At 62.0% G+C, this 16,845-nt stretch carries 18 protein-coding genes; 8 read left to right on the forward strand and 10 right to left on the reverse strand.

The window, feature by feature from the left end:
* Positions 1–339 precede the first annotated feature (339 nt).
* From HX869_RS10315 to HX869_RS10335, 5 genes are all read left to right on the forward strand, one after another.
* A complete protein-coding gene (locus HX869_RS10315; RefSeq protein WP_178903048.1) occupies positions 340–1,479 on the forward strand; it encodes a Fic family protein in 1,140 nt (379 codons plus the stop codon).
* Positions 1,480–1,567: 88 nt separating this feature from the next.
* A complete protein-coding gene (locus tag HX869_RS10320) occupies positions 1,568–1,810 on the forward strand; it encodes an exodeoxyribonuclease VII small subunit (RefSeq protein WP_003209964.1) in 243 nt (80 codons plus the stop codon).
* On the forward strand, positions 1,807–2,694 hold the full coding sequence (gene ispA, locus HX869_RS10325; RefSeq protein WP_003209966.1) for a (2E,6E)-farnesyl diphosphate synthase: 888 nt from the start codon (positions 1,807–1,809) through the stop codon (positions 2,692–2,694). Before HX869_RS10320 ends, ispA begins: the two co-directional genes overlap by 4 nt.
* A 110-nt stretch (positions 2,695–2,804) precedes the next feature.
* Positions 2,805–4,703, forward strand: a complete 1,899-nt coding sequence (gene dxs / locus HX869_RS10330; protein WP_177035955.1) for a 1-deoxy-D-xylulose-5-phosphate synthase — start codon at positions 2,805–2,807, stop codon at positions 4,701–4,703.
* Between the two features lie 142 nt (positions 4,704–4,845).
* A complete protein-coding gene (locus HX869_RS10335; protein WP_003209975.1) occupies positions 4,846–6,741 on the forward strand; it encodes a TonB-dependent receptor domain-containing protein in 1,896 nt (631 codons plus the stop codon).
* Positions 6,742–6,848: 107 nt separating this feature from the next.
* On the opposite strand, the gene HX869_RS10340 is transcribed toward HX869_RS10335, so the two are convergent.
* From HX869_RS10340 to nrdR, 10 genes are all read right to left on the reverse strand, one after another.
* Positions 6,849–7,646: a cobalamin-binding protein gene (locus HX869_RS10340; RefSeq protein ID WP_178903049.1), complete on the reverse strand. Its 798-nt coding sequence runs from the start codon at positions 7,644–7,646 to the stop codon at positions 6,849–6,851.
* Positions 7,646–8,065: a nuclear FMR1 interacting 1 family protein gene (locus HX869_RS10345; RefSeq protein WP_008436498.1), complete on the reverse strand. Its 420-nt coding sequence runs from the start codon at positions 8,063–8,065 to the stop codon at positions 7,646–7,648. Before HX869_RS10345 ends, HX869_RS10340 begins: the two co-directional genes overlap by 1 nt.
* Positions 8,062–8,679: a GTP cyclohydrolase II gene (ribA, locus tag HX869_RS10350; protein WP_003209983.1), complete on the reverse strand. Its 618-nt coding sequence runs from the start codon at positions 8,677–8,679 to the stop codon at positions 8,062–8,064. The genes HX869_RS10345 and ribA overlap by 4 nt, the downstream gene beginning before the upstream one ends.
* Positions 8,680–8,807: 128 nt before the next feature.
* Positions 8,808–9,761: a thiamine-phosphate kinase gene (gene thiL / locus HX869_RS10355; protein ID WP_087692351.1), complete on the reverse strand. Its 954-nt coding sequence runs from the start codon at positions 9,759–9,761 to the stop codon at positions 8,808–8,810.
* An 18-nt stretch (positions 9,762–9,779) separates the two neighbouring features.
* Positions 9,780–10,280 (reverse strand): transcription antitermination factor NusB, encoded by a 501-nt coding sequence (nusB, locus tag HX869_RS10360; RefSeq protein ID WP_003209985.1) that lies wholly within the window; start codon positions 10,278–10,280, stop codon positions 9,780–9,782.
* Entirely contained in the window at positions 10,277–10,753 is a 477-nt protein-coding gene (ribE, locus tag HX869_RS10365) for a 6,7-dimethyl-8-ribityllumazine synthase (RefSeq protein ID WP_003209986.1), read from the reverse strand. Before ribE ends, nusB begins: the two co-directional genes overlap by 4 nt.
* A gap of 90 nt (positions 10,754–10,843) precedes the next feature.
* Positions 10,844–11,935, reverse strand: coding sequence for a bifunctional 3,4-dihydroxy-2-butanone-4-phosphate synthase/GTP cyclohydrolase II (ribBA, locus tag HX869_RS10370; RefSeq protein WP_178903050.1), 1,092 nt, complete (start codon positions 11,933–11,935; stop codon positions 10,844–10,846).
* Between the two features lie 16 nt (positions 11,936–11,951).
* On the reverse strand, positions 11,952–12,629 hold the full coding sequence (locus HX869_RS10375) for a riboflavin synthase (RefSeq protein ID WP_003209988.1): 678 nt from the start codon (positions 12,627–12,629) through the stop codon (positions 11,952–11,954).
* 34 nt (positions 12,630–12,663) lie between these two features.
* Positions 12,664–13,800 (reverse strand): bifunctional diaminohydroxyphosphoribosylaminopyrimidine deaminase/5-amino-6-(5-phosphoribosylamino)uracil reductase RibD, encoded by a 1,137-nt coding sequence (gene ribD / locus HX869_RS10380; protein ID WP_178903051.1) that lies wholly within the window; start codon positions 13,798–13,800, stop codon positions 12,664–12,666.
* The gene (gene nrdR / locus HX869_RS10385; protein WP_003209990.1) at positions 13,797–14,267 is read right to left on the reverse strand and encodes a transcriptional regulator NrdR; all 471 of its coding nucleotides are present in this window, start codon (positions 14,265–14,267) and stop codon (positions 13,797–13,799) included. The genes ribD and nrdR overlap by 4 nt, the downstream gene beginning before the upstream one ends.
* Before the next feature lie 139 nt (positions 14,268–14,406).
* Between nrdR and HX869_RS10390 the strand changes: the two genes are divergently transcribed.
* From HX869_RS10390 to HX869_RS10400, 3 genes are all read left to right on the forward strand, one after another.
* Positions 14,407–14,865 (forward strand): YbaY family lipoprotein, encoded by a 459-nt coding sequence (locus HX869_RS10390; protein ID WP_003209991.1) that lies wholly within the window; start codon positions 14,407–14,409, stop codon positions 14,863–14,865.
* A complete protein-coding gene (locus tag HX869_RS10395; RefSeq protein WP_178903052.1) occupies positions 14,862–15,515 on the forward strand; it encodes a methyltransferase in 654 nt (217 codons plus the stop codon). Before HX869_RS10390 ends, HX869_RS10395 begins: the two co-directional genes overlap by 4 nt.
* Positions 15,516–15,784: 269 nt before the next feature.
* The gene (locus HX869_RS10400; protein ID WP_178903053.1) at positions 15,785–16,786 is read left to right on the forward strand and encodes an Abi family protein; all 1,002 of its coding nucleotides are present in this window, start codon (positions 15,785–15,787) and stop codon (positions 16,784–16,786) included.
* Positions 16,787–16,845: the final 59 nt, after the last annotated feature.

Here is a 16,845-nt window from a genome sequence, read left to right on the forward strand (position 1 = left end):
ACTGGGAAAGGTCCACTTCGAGCGCGATTGGCAATGGCGTGCTGGCGGGAAGTTGGACGGCGATTACCGGCGTGTGGGACGCCATCAAGCAAGCGCAGGAGATCTTCAAGGACGCCGGCAAGCTGTTTGAAAGCCTGGGGGCGACAGCCAGCGAATCGATGGAGCTGGCGAGTACTGCGCCAAAGGTTATGGAACAGGCGATCCTGCTGGCCAGTGATGAGGCGGCGCTGTACCTGATGTGCGCATCTGACTGGACAGTGAGCCGAATAGCTCACACAATCGGCTCACCAAATGAGCCGAATAAGCCTCCTATTCGGCTCACGCACAGAGCATGCCTCCATGGATCAACCGAACTGGATCTGGCAACAACCCGACTGGCCGCACTTTCACTGGCAACCAGAGCGCCTTGCAGCGTTGTTGCGAGAGTGCACGCACGCGCAAGGAAAGTTGCTGGGCATGCTCGGTTCGGTCAGCCAGGCCCAGAGCTCAGAGAATGAACTGGATGCGTTGCTGCAAAACATTCTGACCTCCTCGGCAATCGAGGGTGAGCAACTGAATGTGGGTTCCGTACGTTCCTCTTTGGCCCGACGCCTGGGCCTGGAGCAATTGCAAGACGGCTCAGTGAGCAGACGCAGCGAGGGTCTGGCTGACTTGATGCTGGACGCCACGCAACAGTTTGCTCAACCGTTTACCCTCACCCGTCTATTTAACTGGCATCGGTGGTTGTTTCCCGCCGAGGAGGCCCGCTTTTCCACCCACGGCTTGAACGTAGGCGCGCTAAGGGGGGATGAGCCCATGCAGGTTGTGTCGGGACGACTGGACCGACCCACTGTGCATTTCGAGGCCCCACCCCGCCAAGGGCTAGAGCAGTCGCTGGACGATTTCATCGAATGGTTTGAAGCCAGTCGCCATCATGCGGCCCTTGACCCATTGCTGCGCGCAGGCCTGGCGCATTTCTGGTTCGTCACCCTGCATCCCTTCGATGATGGTAATGGTCGTCTGACGCGGGCGATTACCGACCTCGCGCTTGCCCAGGCAGAGCATCAAGCGATCCGCTTCTACGCGATGTCGGCGAGCATCCTTGAAGACCGGGCGGGCTATTACCGTGCACTGGAAACCAGTCAAAAGGCCACGCTGGATATCACCGATTGGCTTGAGTGGTTCCTGCAAACGCTGCTTCGTAGCTTGCAGCAGGCCATGGTGCGGATTGACCGGGTGCTGGGCAAAACCCGCTTCTGGCAGCAGCATCGGGACCACGCACTCAGCGCCGAACAGACCAAAGTCTTGAATCGCCTGCTCGACGGTGGCGAAAAGGGCTTTGAGCACGGGATCAGCGCCGCCCAGTATCAGGCAGAGGCCAAAGTGTCCAAGGCCACGGCGACCCGACATCTGGCCGATCTTCTGGAAAAAAACTGCCTGGTTCGGCTACCCGGCGGCGGCCGCAGCACCCGCTATCAAATCAACACCCAAGGCGATTGATTTACAAGGCAAATCCCCCCACTCATTTGCCCCAATCCCCCATGTCTGCTAGTGTCGCGCCGGTTTACCGTCTACCGGAATAGCCGCCATGGCCCGCAAAAAAGTTGCACTCGATTTCGAACAATCCCTCGCCGACCTGCAAACCCTGGTCGAGCGTATGGAGAACGGCGAGTTGTCGCTGGAAGACTCGTTGACCGCATTCGAGCAAGGCATCGGCCTGACCCGCGACTGCCAGAGCGCCCTGGCGCAGGCGGAGCAGAAGGTCCAGGTGTTGCTGGAACGCGATGGGGAGTTGGCCGAAGAACCTTTCGATGCGGAACAGCCTGAATGATCGACGCTTATCAGGCCGGCAGCCAGGCCCGGGTCAATGCTGCGCTGGAACCGCTGTTTGTCGCGCCCAGCCCTGAGCTGAACCGCCTGTATGAGGCCATGCGCTACAGCGTGATGAACGGTGGCAAGCGCGTTCGCCCGTTGCTCGCCTATGCGGCCTGTGAAGCCCTCGGCGCCCAGGCGGAGGAAGCCAACGGCGCCGCCTGTGCGGTGGAGTTGATCCACGCTTACTCCCTGGTACACGACGATTTGCCGGCAATGGACGACGACGATCTGCGTCGCGGCCAACCCACTACCCATAAAGCCTTTGATGAAGCCTGCGCGATTCTCGCCGGTGACGGCCTGCAAAGCCTGGCGTTCAGCGCCCTGCTGGACCCGCGCCTGAGCAGCGTCAACGCCGAGATCCGTCTGCGCATGGTTACCGCGCTGGCGCTGGCCGCAGGGCCTGCCGGCATGGTCGGCGGCCAGGCGATTGACCTGGGCTCGGTCGGTTTGAAGCTCGATCAACAAGCCCTGGAATACATGCACCGCCACAAGACCGGCGCGCTGATCGAGGCCGCCGTGCACCTCGGCGCCCTGGCCAGTGGCCGTGCCGAAGCTGCGCAACTGGCGGCGCTGCAAACCTACGCGCGGGCCATCGGCCTGGCGTTCCAGGTGCAGGACGATATTCTCGACGTTGAAAGCGATACCGCGACCCTCGGCAAGCGCCAGGGTGCTGATATCGCACGGGACAAGCCGACTTATCCTTCGCTTCTCGGGCTGGAAGCCGCCAAGGCGTACGCCCTGGAGCTGCGGGACCAGGCCCTGGATGCCCTGCGACCTTTCGACGCGGCTGCCGAGCCACTGCGTGACCTGGCGCGGTATATCGTCGAACGTCGCCACTGACAACAGCGGCCTTTTCCACCGCATATCAGCCAAGTTCGGCGCTCTGCGTGGGCAGTTTGCGATGCTTGAGGTAAACTGCCGCCTCTTCTATACCTATAACGATTCGCCTGATGCCCACGACGTTTCAAGAGATTCCCCGCAAGCGCCCGGCCACGCCCCTGCTGGACCGTGCCAACACGCCAGCCGGCCTGCGCCGCCTGGGTGAAGCCGAGCTGGAAACCCTGGCCGATGAGTTGCGCCTGGAATTGCTCTACACGGTCGGCCAGACCGGTGGGCATTTCGGTGCCGGCCTGGGCGTCATCGAGCTGACCATTGCGCTGCATTACGTATTCGACACTCCGGACGACCGGCTGGTGTGGGACGTGGGTCATCAGGCCTATCCGCACAAGATTCTCACCGGACGCCGCGAGCGCATGGCCACACTGCGCCAGAAGGATGGCATCGCCGCCTTCCCGCGCCGCTCCGAGAGCGAGTACGACACCTTTGGCGTCGGCCACTCCAGCACCTCTATCAGTGCAGCGTTGGGCATGGCGATTGCCGCCCGCCTGCAAAACAGCGATCGCAAGGCGATTGCTGTGATCGGTGATGGCGCGTTGACCGCCGGCATGGCCTTCGAGGCGCTGAACCACGCGCCGGAAGTGGACGCCAACATGCTGGTGATCCTCAACGACAACGACATGTCGATCTCGCGCAATGTCGGTGGCCTGTCGAATTACCTGGCAAAAATCCTCTCTAGCCGCACCTACGCAAGCATGCGTGAAGGCAGCAAGAAGGTGCTCTCGCGTCTACCCGGCGCGTGGGAAATTGCCCGTCGTACCGAAGAATATGCCAAGGGCATGCTGGTTCCCGGCACCCTGTTCGAAGAGTTGGGCTGGAACTACATCGGCCCGATCGACGGCCATGACCTGCCAACCCTGATCGCCACCCTGCGCAACATGCGTGACCTTAAAGGCCCGCAGTTCCTGCATATCGTGACCAAGAAAGGCAAAGGCTTCGCCCCGGCGGAAGTCGACCCGATTGGTTACCACGCGATCACCAAGCTGGAACCGCTGAACGCCCCGGCCGCCGCGCCGAAGAAGCCCAGCGGGCCAAAGTATTCCGGTGTGTTCGGCGAATGGCTGTGTGACATGGCCGCCGCCGACCCGCGCCTGGTGGGCATCACCCCGGCGATGAAGGAAGGTTCCGACCTGGTGGCGTTCAGCGAGCGTTTCCCGCTGCGCTATTTCGACGTGGCCATCGCCGAGCAACACGCGGTGACCTTCGCCGCGGGCATGGCCTGTGAAGGCGCCAAGCCGGTAGTCGCGATCTACTCTACGTTCCTGCAACGCGGTTATGACCAGTTGATTCATGACGTCGCGGTGCAGAACCTCGACGTGCTGTTCGCCATCGACCGTGCGGGCCTGGTGGGCGAAGACGGCCCGACCCATGCCGGCAGCTTCGACCTCTCGTACCTGCGCTGCATCCCCGGCATGCTGGTGATGACCCCGAGCGACGAGAACGAACTGCGCAAGATGCTCAGCACCGGCCACCTGTACAACGGCCCGGCGGCTGTGCGCTATCCGCGGGGGAATGGTCCGAATGCAGTGATCGAAAAGGACCTTGAGCCTATCGAAATCGGCAAGGGTATCGTCCGCCGCCAGGGCAGCGGCGTTGCCTTGCTGGTGTTCGGCGTGCAATTGGCTGAAGCCTTGAAAGTGGCCGAGAAGATCGACGCCACGGTGGTAGACATGCGTTTCGTCAAGCCACTGGACGAGGCCTTGGTGCGCGAGATCGCCGGCAGCCATGAGCTGCTGGTGACCCTCGAAGAAAACGCCATCATGGGCGGCGCCGGTGCGGCAGTCAGTGAGTTCCTGGCACGGGAGAATATCCTCAAGTCCGTGCTGCACCTGGGCCTGCCGGATGTGTATGTCGAGCATGCCAAGCCGGCGCAGATGCTGGCCGAGTGCGGGCTGGATGAATCCGGGATTGAAGCTTCGGTTCGTCAGCGCATGGCCCTGCTGGGCCTGTAGAAACGCGATTAAAAATGTGGGAGCGGGCTTGCTCGCGAAAGCGCTGGGTCAGTCGACAGATGCATTGACTGACACTGCGCCTTCGCGAGCAAGCCCGCTCCCACATTTGTTTTATGCCAACTTCAAATGCTACGGACAGCCCATGAACCGCCTTCGCCTTGCCCTGCCCCTTCTGTTACTGCCCGCCACCGACCTGCTCGCCGACAGTTTCGAACGCGACCAAGCCCTCAAGCTGCCCGACGTGGTGATCAGCGCCAACCGCCAGGTCCAGGCGCGCAACGACAGCAGCGCCGCCAACACCGTCTTCACCCGCGACGACATCGACCGCCTGCAACCCACCAGCGTGACCGACTTGCTCAGCCGCGTGCCCGGCGTGCAGGTTTCACAGGCCGGTGGCCGTGGCAGTCTGGCAAGCGTCTACATTCGTGGCACCAAGTCGGCCCAGAGCCTGGTGTTGGTCGACGGACAGCGCATCGGCAACTCGACTTCCGGCGACAGCAACCTGCAGCACCTGAACATCCAGCAGATCGAACGCGTGGAAGTCCTGCGTGGTTCGCGCTCGGTGATCTACGGCAGCGATGCGATTGGCGGGGTGATCCAGATTTTCACCCGGCGTGGTAACGAGTCCGGCCTGCAACCCCGCCTGCATGTGGGATTTGGTAGCAACCAGACGTGGGAACGCAGCCTGGGCTTGTCCGGCGGCGATGCGCAAACTCGCTTCAACCTCGGCGCCAGCCTGGATGACACGGCCGGAATCAATCGCACGTACGACTCCTATCCCAGCGACCGCGACCATGACGCCTATCGCAACCAGGCCATCAGTTTCAGCCTGAGCCATGCCTTCAACGATGACCTCGAAGCGGGTGTGAACGTGCTGGATAACCGCGGCAAAAGCGAATTCGACAACCCGTTCGGTCGCTTCGATTCGACCACCTTCCAAAGCTTCCAGCAAAAGCCCTACACCCACTTCACCGTGAGCAGTGTCAGCACCTATGTTGACGCGCGTATCAATGACACGTGGAAGTCCCGGCTGGAAGCGGGCCACAGCGAAAACCGCGAAGAAACCCGGGACAAGCTCAGCACCGAACGCAGCGTGTTCAACACTTACCGCAACTCACTGAATTGGCAGAACGACCTGACCCTCAATGAGCAGAACAGCCTGATACTGGGCGGCGACTGGTACGAGGACCAGGTCAACAGCAGCACAGCGTTCGCCGAAGACAGTCGCTGGAATCGAGCGGCGTTTATCCAGCACCGTTTTCAAGCCCAGTCCTTTTCCACCGAACTGGGCCTGCGTCGCGACGATAACCAACAGTTCGGCGGCCACAACAGTTGGAGCGGCACCTTCACCCTGCCGCTGAACCCGGACAATGATCTGTTGCTGAGCTACAGCGAAGGCTTCCGCGCGCCTACGTTCAACGACCTCTACTACCCGGACGAATTCGGCTTCAAAAACAGTAACCCGAACCTCAAGCCCGAGACATCGAAAAGCTACGAAGTGCAATGGCGCAGCCAGCTCAGCGACAGCAGCCGACTGGAAGCCTCGCTGTACCGCACCGATATTCAGGATGCGATCGTGTTTGCCAGCAACGGCCCGCAAAACGTCAGCGCCGCACGCATCAACGGCTTCGAGGCGGCGCTCAAGCAAGAACTGTTCGGCTGGCAAAGCAGCCTCGCCGTTGCATTGATCGACCCACGCGACCGCGACACCGGGCGCACACTGGCGCGTCGAGCCCGGCGCACCCTGAGCCTGGACCTGGATCGCCAATTCGATCAATTCGGCGTCGGCGCCAGCTGGCAAGCGGTGAGCAGCAGCTACGATGATGCGGCGAACCAGCAACGCCTGGGCGGGTATGGCTTGCTGGGGCTACGGGGCAGTTGGGCGGTGAACCATGAAGTCACGCTGGAAATGAAGCTCGATAACCTGCTGAACAAGGACTACAGCCGGGCGCTGTATCAGTATCAAGGCCAGCAATATGGCTATCGGGAAGAAGGCCGGGCACTGATGTTCGGGGTGACCTGGACGCCGGAACTCTAAGTCGCCTGCACCGGCCTCATCGCGGGCAAGCCCGGCTCCCACAGGGGACCGTGCTTATCCAGACGACTCGGTCAAATGTGGGAGCTGGCTTGCCTGCGATAGCGGTCTCACAGCCCCGGAGCAAGAACCTGACACAACCGCGCCACCGCTTCCAGCATCTGCCCGCTGGGCCGTTCCAGGCCCTTGTCGGGCACCAGCAGCAAATGCCCGTTCGCTACCGCCGCCACCTGGGGCCAGGCCTTCCACGCATCCAACTGCGCTTGATCGCCCGCCAGAATCACCTCGGGATTACGCTGCAACACCGACTCAATGCTGACCTGCGGTGCCGGTAATTTCAGGTCATCGAACACATTGCGCGCGCCGCACACACTCAGCGCATCGCTGATGATCTGCCCGCCACCCACGGTGTACAGCGGCTGGTTCCACACCTGATAAAACACCCGCAACGGCTCGGCCCGGTGATAGCGCGAGCGCAATTCGGCCAAGCGCTGACGCAACTGCGCGGCCAATTGCCGGCCGGCGTCATCCCGCCCGAGTTGCCGGGCAATGGTTTCGACCTGTGAGGTGAGTTGTTCGAGGCTGTGGGGTTCGGCGACAAATACCGGGATGTTCAGGCGTTGCAGCTGTTCACGCTGGCCCGGGCCGACGCTGCCGGGCCAAAGCAGGATCAGGTCGGGCTTGAGGCTGAGCAGCCGCTCCATGTCCAACTGCCCGTAGTTGCCCACAGACGGCACGTTCGCCAACGCCTGTGGCCGCTCGCCGCCATCCAGCACGCCCACCAGCAAATCGGCGGCGCCCAGTTCAACGACGATTTCAGACAACGAAGGCGCAAGGCTGACCACCCGCTCGACCGCCGCAGCCTGGGCCGCGACAACCAGCAGCCACACCGCCAGCCAGACGCGCATCAACCCAACTGGCGCGGGATGCGGTAGAGGTAGAACAGCACCAGGGTCGACAGTGCCAACAGAAACAGCGGCACCGCTTCCAGGCCGACAAACACCGCCAGCGCGCCGACCCAGGCCGGCAGTGCAGCCACCAGCAACGCCACACGACGGCGGGCCGCGAGGGTGATCCAGGCAGCCGGTTCTTCAGGGGTATCGAGGGCTTTGCCGGTGGCGATCAGCGCGTGTTTATAGCCGTGGAAGTAACGCAGGCTGACAAACATCGAGGCTACGCCGGCGATAAAAAACGGCATCGCCAGTACCGGCAGCAAGGGCTCGGCCTTGCCAAACACGAGGTTGATCACAAACAACGGCGCCAGCGCCAACGCCAGGTATTGCCACCAGTTAAACGACAGTCGCCGCTTGACCTGGCCGCGCGTCACGCCCGGTCGGCCTCGCCCTGGTGCTCGTTGCCCATCATGTGGTCGAGCTTGCTGGCCTTGGTGGCCAGGTAGAGCTTGTTGTGCGGGTTGTGGCCGGTGTGCAGCGGCACGCGCTCGGCGACGGTGATGCCCATGTCGGTCAAGGCTTTGACCTTGCGCGGGTTGTTGGTCATCAGGCGCAGGGATTTGACGCCCAGGTGCTGGAGCATCGGCAGGCAGATCCCATAGTCGCGCTGGTCAGCGGCAAAACCGAGGCGCTCGTTGGCTTCCACAGTGTCGGCGCCGCCATCTTGCAGCTCATAGGCGCGGATCTTGTTCAGCAGGCCAATGCCACGGCCTTCCTGACGCAGGTACAGCAACACGCCACGGCCTTCGCGGGCGATGGCCTGCAGGGCGGCTTCCAGTTGCGAGCCGCAGTCACAGCGCTGGCTGAACAGCGCATCGCCGGTCAGGCACTCGGAGTGCACGCGACCGAGGACCGGGGCACCGTCCGCCACGTCACCGAGGCTGAGAACAACGTGTTCGCGCCCGGTGGCTTCTTCAAGAAAGCCATTCATGGTGAACGTGGCAAAAGGGGTTGGCAGCTTGGAAGCGGCGACGAAAACGACGGGCACCTTGTGCTCCTGATTTCAGATTTCACAGGGGAGGGATTGTAACAGTAGGTTCCTACAGACGCTTAAGCTGAATTATCGCTGATAAAGATCAATAGGTTCGATTGGCCTTCAGCTTGGTTCTATGCCTTTCAGAAATGTTGATAGCCACGAATGGCCGGCGTGACGTCCTGGCCAGACGCATCCAGCAGGGTAACGCCCTGCCCCGCCTCGACCCGGCCGATTACATGGACCGGTACACCGGCGGCCAACAGCGGCGCCAGTTCGGCGGGCGGCAAGGTGAACGCCAGTACGTAGTCGTCCCCCCCGCTCAACGCGGCCACCCGGGCATCCGCCTCACCGACGAACGCCAGCAAGGCGGCGGACAACGGCAGTTTTTGCTGCTCGATCAACAAGCTGACAGCCGACGCCTTGGCGATATGCCCGCAATCAGCTAAAAGGCCGTCGGAAATATCCATGGCAGACGTGGCCTTGCCCCGCAACGCCAAGCCCAGCGCCAACTGCGGTTGCGGCGACCAGTAATGGGCCAGCAGCGGCTCGGCGATAGCCGCCTCCGCCGTGCGCTGCCCCAGCACCAGCGGCAAGGCGCCCGCTGCGTTACCCAGCTCACCGCCCACACACAGCAAGTCGCCGGGCCGCGCGCCGCTGCGGGTCAAGGCCTGGCCCGCCGGCACCCGGCCAAACACGGTCATGGTCAGGCTCAGCGGCCCACGGGTGGTGTCGCCACCTACCAGAACCACGCCACAACCCTGCGCCATGGCGTTCAAGCCCTGGGCATAGCGTTGCAGCCAATCGGCATCAACCGTCGGGGTGGTGAGGGCAAGGGTAAACGCGAGGGGATTGGCGCCCATGGCTGCCAGGTCGCTGACTGCCACGGCCAGCGAGCGCTGGCCGAGCAGAAACGGATCGCAGGGGTCGGCAAAATGCACGCCGGCCACCAGGGTATCGGTAGAAATCGCCAGCTGTTCCCCGGGAGGAACAGCCAGCAAGGCGCAGTCGTCGCCAATCCCCAGTGCAATTCCTTCGCCGCCCTGCGCACAGGGCGCGGCGGCGAAGTAGTTGCGGATCAGCTCAAACTCGCCCATTGCGTCAGCAAGCGCCAGTTAGCGCTTGTACGCCTTCACTTCGGCTTCACGCAGGCGCGGGGCCAGCTTGTCGAGCACGCCGTTGACGAACTTGTGACCGTCGGTGGAACCGTAGACTTTCGCCAGTTCGATCCCTTCGTTGATCACAACGCGGTAAGGCACGTCGACGCGCTTGAGCAGTTCCCAGGTGGACAGGCGCAGTACGGCCAGTTCAACCGGGTCCAGCTCTTCGATCGCCAGGTCCAGGCACGGCGTCAGTGCAGCGTCGATCTCCGCCAGGTTGGCCGGAACACCGTGCAGGATGTCGTGGAAGTAGCTGGCATCGGCCGCGCTGAAATCGTTGTCGACGCGAAACTGCGCCTCGATTTCGTTCAGCGAGGTTTTCGCCATGTGGCGCTGGTACAAAGCCTGGGTCGCGAGCTGGCGGGCCGAACGACGCTTTTCGCTTTTCGATGGCTTGCCGGCGTCTGCCGGGCGCGGGTCCTGGGGGTTGAACTGATCGCTGTCGTCGCTAATCACTTGGCCTCCAACTGCGCCAGCAGGCTGACCATTTCCAGGGCGGACAGGGCAGCTTCAGCACCTTTGTTGCCGGCCTTGGTGCCGGAACGCTCGATGGCTTGTTCGATGGAATCAACGGTCAGCACGCCAAAGGCGACCGGCACGCCGAACTCCATGGACACCTGGGCCAGGCCCTTGGTGCATTCGCCAGCCACGTATTCGAAGTGCGGAGTGCCGCCACGAATGACCGCGCCCAGGGCGATGATCGCCGCGTATTCACCCTGCTGTGCAACTTTCTGCGCAACCAGTGGAATTTCGAAGGCGCCAGGAGCGCGGATGATAGTGATGTCGCTTTCGCTCACACCGTGGCGAACCAGGGCATCCACGGCACCGCTTACCAAGCTTTCAACCACGAAGCTGTTGAAGCGGCCAACCACCAGGGCATAGCGGCCTTTGGGGGCGATGAAGGTACCTTCGATGGTCTTCAGGGTCATTCGACAAATCTCTTAAAGAGCCGGGACGCGCTTAGTGCGCGCCCCTCAGTGATATTTGAACCGCGAACAAGGGGCAAACAACGCCGGCCTTTATTCGGAGGGCACGTATTCTACTACTTCCAGGTCGAAACCGGATATGGCATTAAATTTCATTGGCGCACTCATCAGGCGCATTTTGCGCACGCCCAGGTCCCGCAGGATCTGCGAACCGGCCCCGACGATGCTGTAGGTGGTCGGTTTTTTCACCGGCGCGTGGTCGGCGGTTTCGCGGATATGCGCCAGCAGCACGTCGCCATCCAGCGGATGGCCCAGCAGCAATACAACACCGCTGCCGGCCTCGGACACCGCGGACATCGCGGCCCGCAGGCTCCAGCGCCCCGGCTGCTTGACCATCAGCAGGTCCCGCAGCGGGTCCATGTTGTGCACCCGCACCAGGGTCGGCTCTTCAGCGCAGATGGTGCCCAGGGTCAGGGCCATGTGCACGTCGCCTTCCACGGAATCGCGATAGGTCACCAGGTTGAACTGGCCCAGTTCGCTGTCCAGCGGCTGCTCGGCAATCCGCTGAACGGTACGTTCGTGGATCATCCGGTAGTGGATCAGGTCGGCAATGGTGCCGATCTTGATGTTGTGCAGCGCGGCAAATTCTTCCAGCTCGGCGCGACGGGACATGGTGCCGTCGTCGTTCATCACTTCGCAGATCACACCGCTCGGCTCGAAACCGGCCATGCGCGCCAGGTCGCAGGCCGCTTCGGTGTGGCCGGCGCGAGCCAGGGTGCCACCCGGCTGGGCCATCAGCGGGAAGATGTGGCCCGGGCTGACGATGTCTTCGGCCTTGGCGTCTTTCGCGGCAGCGGCTTGTACGGTGCGGGCGCGGTCAGCAGCGGAGATACCGGTGGTGACACCGGTAGTGGCTTCGATGGACACGGTGAACTTGGTGCCAAACCCGGAACCATTGCGCGGCGCCATCAACGGCAGCTTCAGCAGCTCGCAGCGCTCGCGGCTCATCGGCATGCAGATCAGGCCACGGGCGTGCTTGGCCATGAAGTTGATGTGTTCCGGCTGGCAGCACTCGGCGGCCATGATCAGGTCGCCTTCGTTCTCGCGGTCTTCGTCATCCATGAGGATGACCATCTTGCCTTGGCGGATGTTTTCAACCAGTTCTTCGATGCTGTTGAGCGCCACGCGGCACCCCCTTGGGTCAGGATTTAAGGTAGCCGTTAGCGGCTAAAAAACTTTCAGTGATGTTCCCGGCGGGCCCTTGAAGAGAGTCAGACTCTGCGGCCTTATCGCCCAACAACAGGCGCTCCAGGTAACGGGCAAGCAAGTCGACTTCCAGGTTCACCCGGCGACCCGGCTGGTACGACGCCATGATGGTTTCGCTCAGGGTGTGGGGAATGATGGTCAGTTCAAATTCGGCGCCATTCACGGCGTTCACGGTCAGGCTGGTGCCGTCGACGGTGATCGAGCCTTTGTGGGCGATGTACTTGGCCAGCTCTTTCGGTGCGCGAATGCGAAATTCCACGGCACGCGCGTTTTCGCTGCGGGCAACCACTTCGCCGACCCCGTCGACGTGGCCGCTGACCAGGTGCCCACCGAGGCGGGTGGTCGGGGTCAGGGCTTTTTCCAGGTTCACCGGGCTGCCGCTCTTGAGGTCGTTCATCGCGGTGCAGTCCAGGGTTTCCCGGCTGACATCGGCGGCAAAGCCGTTGCCAGGCAACTCGATGACGGTCAGGCACACACCGCTGACGGCGATGCTGTCGCCCAGTTTGACGTCGCTCAGGTCGAGCTTGCCGGTTTCAACCAGCAGGCGTACATCGCCGCCTTTTGGGGTCATTGCACGGATGCTGCCGATGGATTCGATAATGCCGGTGAACATGCCGTTCTCCTGAAGACGTGGCGCAGGCCGGGAATTATACGCTCGCTGATGGCAGAGGGATGGCAGTGACTCTCCAGTCATCGCCAACAGCGCGCATTTCAGTGATCTTGAGTTGGGGGGCGTCGGCCAGTTTCTCAAGCGGCCAGTCCAGCAAAGGCCGGGCGGCAGAGCCAAGAAACTTGCCGGCGACGAATATCACGTACTCGTCCACCAGCCCTTGCTGGGCGAAGGCACCCGCCAGGCTTGGGCCGGCTTCCACCAACACTTCGTTGACACCACGGGCCGCCAGGGCCACCAGCGCGGAACGCAGGTCGACCTGGCCGTCGACACCCGGCACCACCAGGCACTCGGGGCCTGTGGGGTACTGGTTGTCCGGCGTCACGCAGGTGATGACCAGCGCGGGGCCAGCCTTGAAGAACGGCGCATTCAGCGGCACCCGCAGGCGGCCGTCGATCAGCACACGCAGCGGCGGACGGGACATCGCCAGGGCGGTAGTTTCTTCATCCAGACCCAGTTCGGCGGCGCGCACGGTCAGGCGAGCACCATCGGCCAGCACCGTGTCGGCGCCGGTCAGCACCACACTGGCCTGGGCCCGCAGGCGCTGTACATCGGCACGGGCGGCCGGGCCGGTGATCCATTGGCTTTCGCCGTTGGCCATCGCGGTGCGACCGTCCAGGCTCATGGCCAACTTGACCCGCACAAACGGCAGGCCATGCTCCATGCGCTTGAGAAAGCCCGGGTTAAGCGCCCGCGCTTCGTTTTCCAGCAAGCCGCTGTGGGTCTCGATCCCGGCCTGGGCCAGGCGGCGCATGCCACGCCCGGCGACTTCCGGGTTCGGGTCCTGCATCGCTGCCACCACACGGGCCAGGCCGGCATTCACCAAGGCATCGGCGCAGGGCGGTGTGTGCCCGTGGTGGCTGCACGGTTCAAGGGTCACGTAGGCCGTGGCGCCCCGGGCTTTGTCGCCCGCTGCCCGCAGGGCATGGACTTCCGCATGGGGTTCGCCGGTGCGCACGTGCCAGCCTTCGCCGACAACCTGCCCGTCACGCACGATCACGCAGCCAACCCGCGGGTTGGGGTGGGTGGTGTACAGGCCCTTGCGCGCCAGTTCCAGGGCACGGGCCATGTAATGGGCGTCGAGTACCGCTTGTTCTGCCGAAGGTGGGTTCATTCTTTTACCGGCTCACGGGCCAGGCGGTCGATCTCTTCGCGGAACTCGTTGAGGTCCTGGAAGCGTCGATACACCGAGGCGAAACGGATATAGGCGACTTCGTCGAGCTTTTGCAGCTCGCCCATCACCAGTTCTCCAACCACCAGGGATTTGACTTCGCGCTCGCCGGTGGCGCGCAGCTTGTGCTTGATGTGCACCAGCGCCGCTTCCAGCCGCTCGACACTCACCGGGCGTTTTTCCAGGGCGCGCTGCATTCCGGCGCGCAGTTTTTCTTCGTCGAAGGGCTGGCGACTGCCGTCGGTCTTGATCAGACGTGGCAATACCAGTTCGGCGGTTTCGAAGGTGGTGAAACGTTCACCGCAGCCAGAGGCCAGGCATTCACGCCGGCGACGCACCTGTTCGCCCTCGGCGACCAGACGCGAGTCAATGACCTTGGTGTCGTTGGCACCGCAGAAGGGACAGTGCATGGTGGCAGGCAACAAAAAATGGGAGGGCCATGGTAGCGCATCCCTGTGGCAAGACAAGCCATAGCCTTTACGGTATATAGGCTGACTATTATGTTTCATATTTTTTAAGCCACGGATTTTGTCCTTTCTGGAGCCGTACATGCAGTTACGACCACTTGTTTTGCTCACGTTGCTCGGTTTTCTGGTCGCCTGCAGCAGCCATGCCCCAAAACCTGCGGCGCCGGCTCCGGCACCGCAACAAGAGAAAAAACTGCCGGGTGTGGAAGAAGATCTCGGCCCGTTGCCCGCCTACCAGCGTGAAGTCAGCGGCCAATTGAACGGTATACCGGCGGGTGCGGAAGTCGAACTGGCGCTGCTGGTGATCGACGACCGTTCGCGCCCGCAACAACTGCTGGCCAGCAGCGTGCTGATCGGCAACAACAAGCCCCTGGCCTTCCGCCTGCGCTTCAACCCGCAAGCGTTCCCGGCGGGCGGGCGCGTTGAATTGCGTGGTCGCGCCAGCCAGTCCGGCCAGTTGATCCTGCACCTGCCGCCGGTGCGCATCACCCAGGCGATCACCCAGACCACCGGGCCGCTGCAACTCGTTCCCGCACCATGACGCCACCGCTGGGCCTGCAACGCGCACTGAGCGAACTGATCGGCGACGCCCAACTGGTGCCCTGCCCGCTGCCGGGCACCGAGTTGTCGCTGTGGTTACTGGACGCCGACAACATGGACCGCGCCTTCAGCCCCGAAGAAACCCGGCGCATCCTGCATGAGCCGCCGTACTGGAGCTTTTGCTGGGCCAGTGGCCTGGCGCTGGCGCGATACCTGGCGGCCAACCCCGAGTGGGTCGCGGGTAAGCGGGTGCTGGATTTCGGCGCAGGTTCGGGTGTTGCCGGGATTGCCGCGGTAAAGGCCGGAGCGCTGGAAGTGGTGGCGTGCGACCTGGATCCGCTGGCCCTGGCTGCCTGCCGGGCGAATGCGGAACTCAACGGCGTAACACTGGGCTATTCAGAAGACTTCTTCACCGAAGCCGATCGGTTTGACCTGATCCTGGTCGCCGATGTGCTGTACGACCGGGCGAACCTGCCGCTGCTGGATCAATTCCTGACACGCGGCCGCGAAGCGCTGGTCGCCGATTCCCGTGTGCGGGACTTCCAGCACCCGGAGTATCAGCGCCTGGGTATCCTCGACGCCCTGACACTGCCCGACCTGGCCGAGCCGTGGGAGTTTCGCAAGGTGAGCCTGTACCATTCGCAGCGATAGTCGCGCCTATCAAACCCGCAAATCTCCAGTAACAGATGGGCTAAGACAGTCTTCAGCGTAGCGTGGAAAATGGCCGCCTCTCGCACGCTACCTGGACGACCAAACGGTATGCCAAACCCCCGATTTGCATCCGTCGCCTCTTGCTCAAAAAGCTTGCAAACGTTACCGCTACTGCCTAATCTTTGCCGCAATACACCCGCCATGCCTCTGGTCGCGCAAGTGACTAAGCACAAATTGTGCGGGTTTTTTATGCCTGGCGTTTTTTGGGCATGAGAACGTTCGACAAACCTGCCATTGATGTTCCCTCACAGATAGAACTGCTCAAACAACGTGGCTTGCTCATTCAAGATGAAGCCCGTGCGCAGTGTTTCTTGCAGTCCGTCAGTTTTTTCCGATTGAGCCCCTACATGCGCCCTTTTCAGCAATCGGGAGATGTCGATCATCGATTTCGCGATGGCACAGGTTTTCGTCAGCTAACTCGACTCTACGACTTTGACCGCAGGCTTCGATTGTTGAGCATGGATGCCATTGAACGCGTGGAAATAGCGACCCGCTCGATGATCAGTAACCATATGGGGCCCAACTATGGCAGCCATTGGTATACCGATATCCGAATGTTTCAACAAGCATTTGACCACCAACGCCTACTTGCAACATTGCAGTCCAAGCAATGTGCCGCTATCCGAGACTATGAGCGCGAATGCCTGCGAATAGATCGACTGCAAGCCGATAGCGGTCGCAAAGCGCATCTCAAACGCCAGAGAGCAAAAGAGAGTTACGCCCGACACTACCCCACCACCTACGACCAACCACCACTCATGCCCGGCTGGGCAATGCTGGAAGAACTCACACTCGGCGACCTGTCCCATCTCTACAAAGGCTTGGCCAGGGATTCAGACAAGAAGGCTATCGCCAGACGCCTGGAACTCCCCGCCCCTTTGATGCAGTCCTGGCTGCACACCCTGACCACTATTCGTAACATCTGCGCACACCATGCGCGAATGTGGAATCGAGAATTGGGCATTCGCCCAGAACTGCCCAAAAAAGCCAACTTCCCATGGCCCAGGCACCTTGTTCATCCGGGCACTCATGCCCGTATGTTCGCAGCACTCTGCATCCTTAATCACCTAATGCATAAAGTGTGTCCACACGCTCACTGGGACCGGCGCCTGCATCAACTGACTGAAGACTTTCCCGATGTCAGCCTCAAAGCGATGGGTTTTCCTCAAGACTGGTACCAGGACCCTTTCTGGCATCCTGTACGCGCTTAATCGCGGCATAGCTTCCGGTCGCCTCCTCCAGTCTTTATAGTTGCCCCATTCCTGCTTTC

Source organism: Pseudomonas sp. P7779, from assembly GCF_013386315.1.
Classification (GTDB): Bacteria; Pseudomonadota; Gammaproteobacteria; order Pseudomonadales; family Pseudomonadaceae; genus Aquipseudomonas.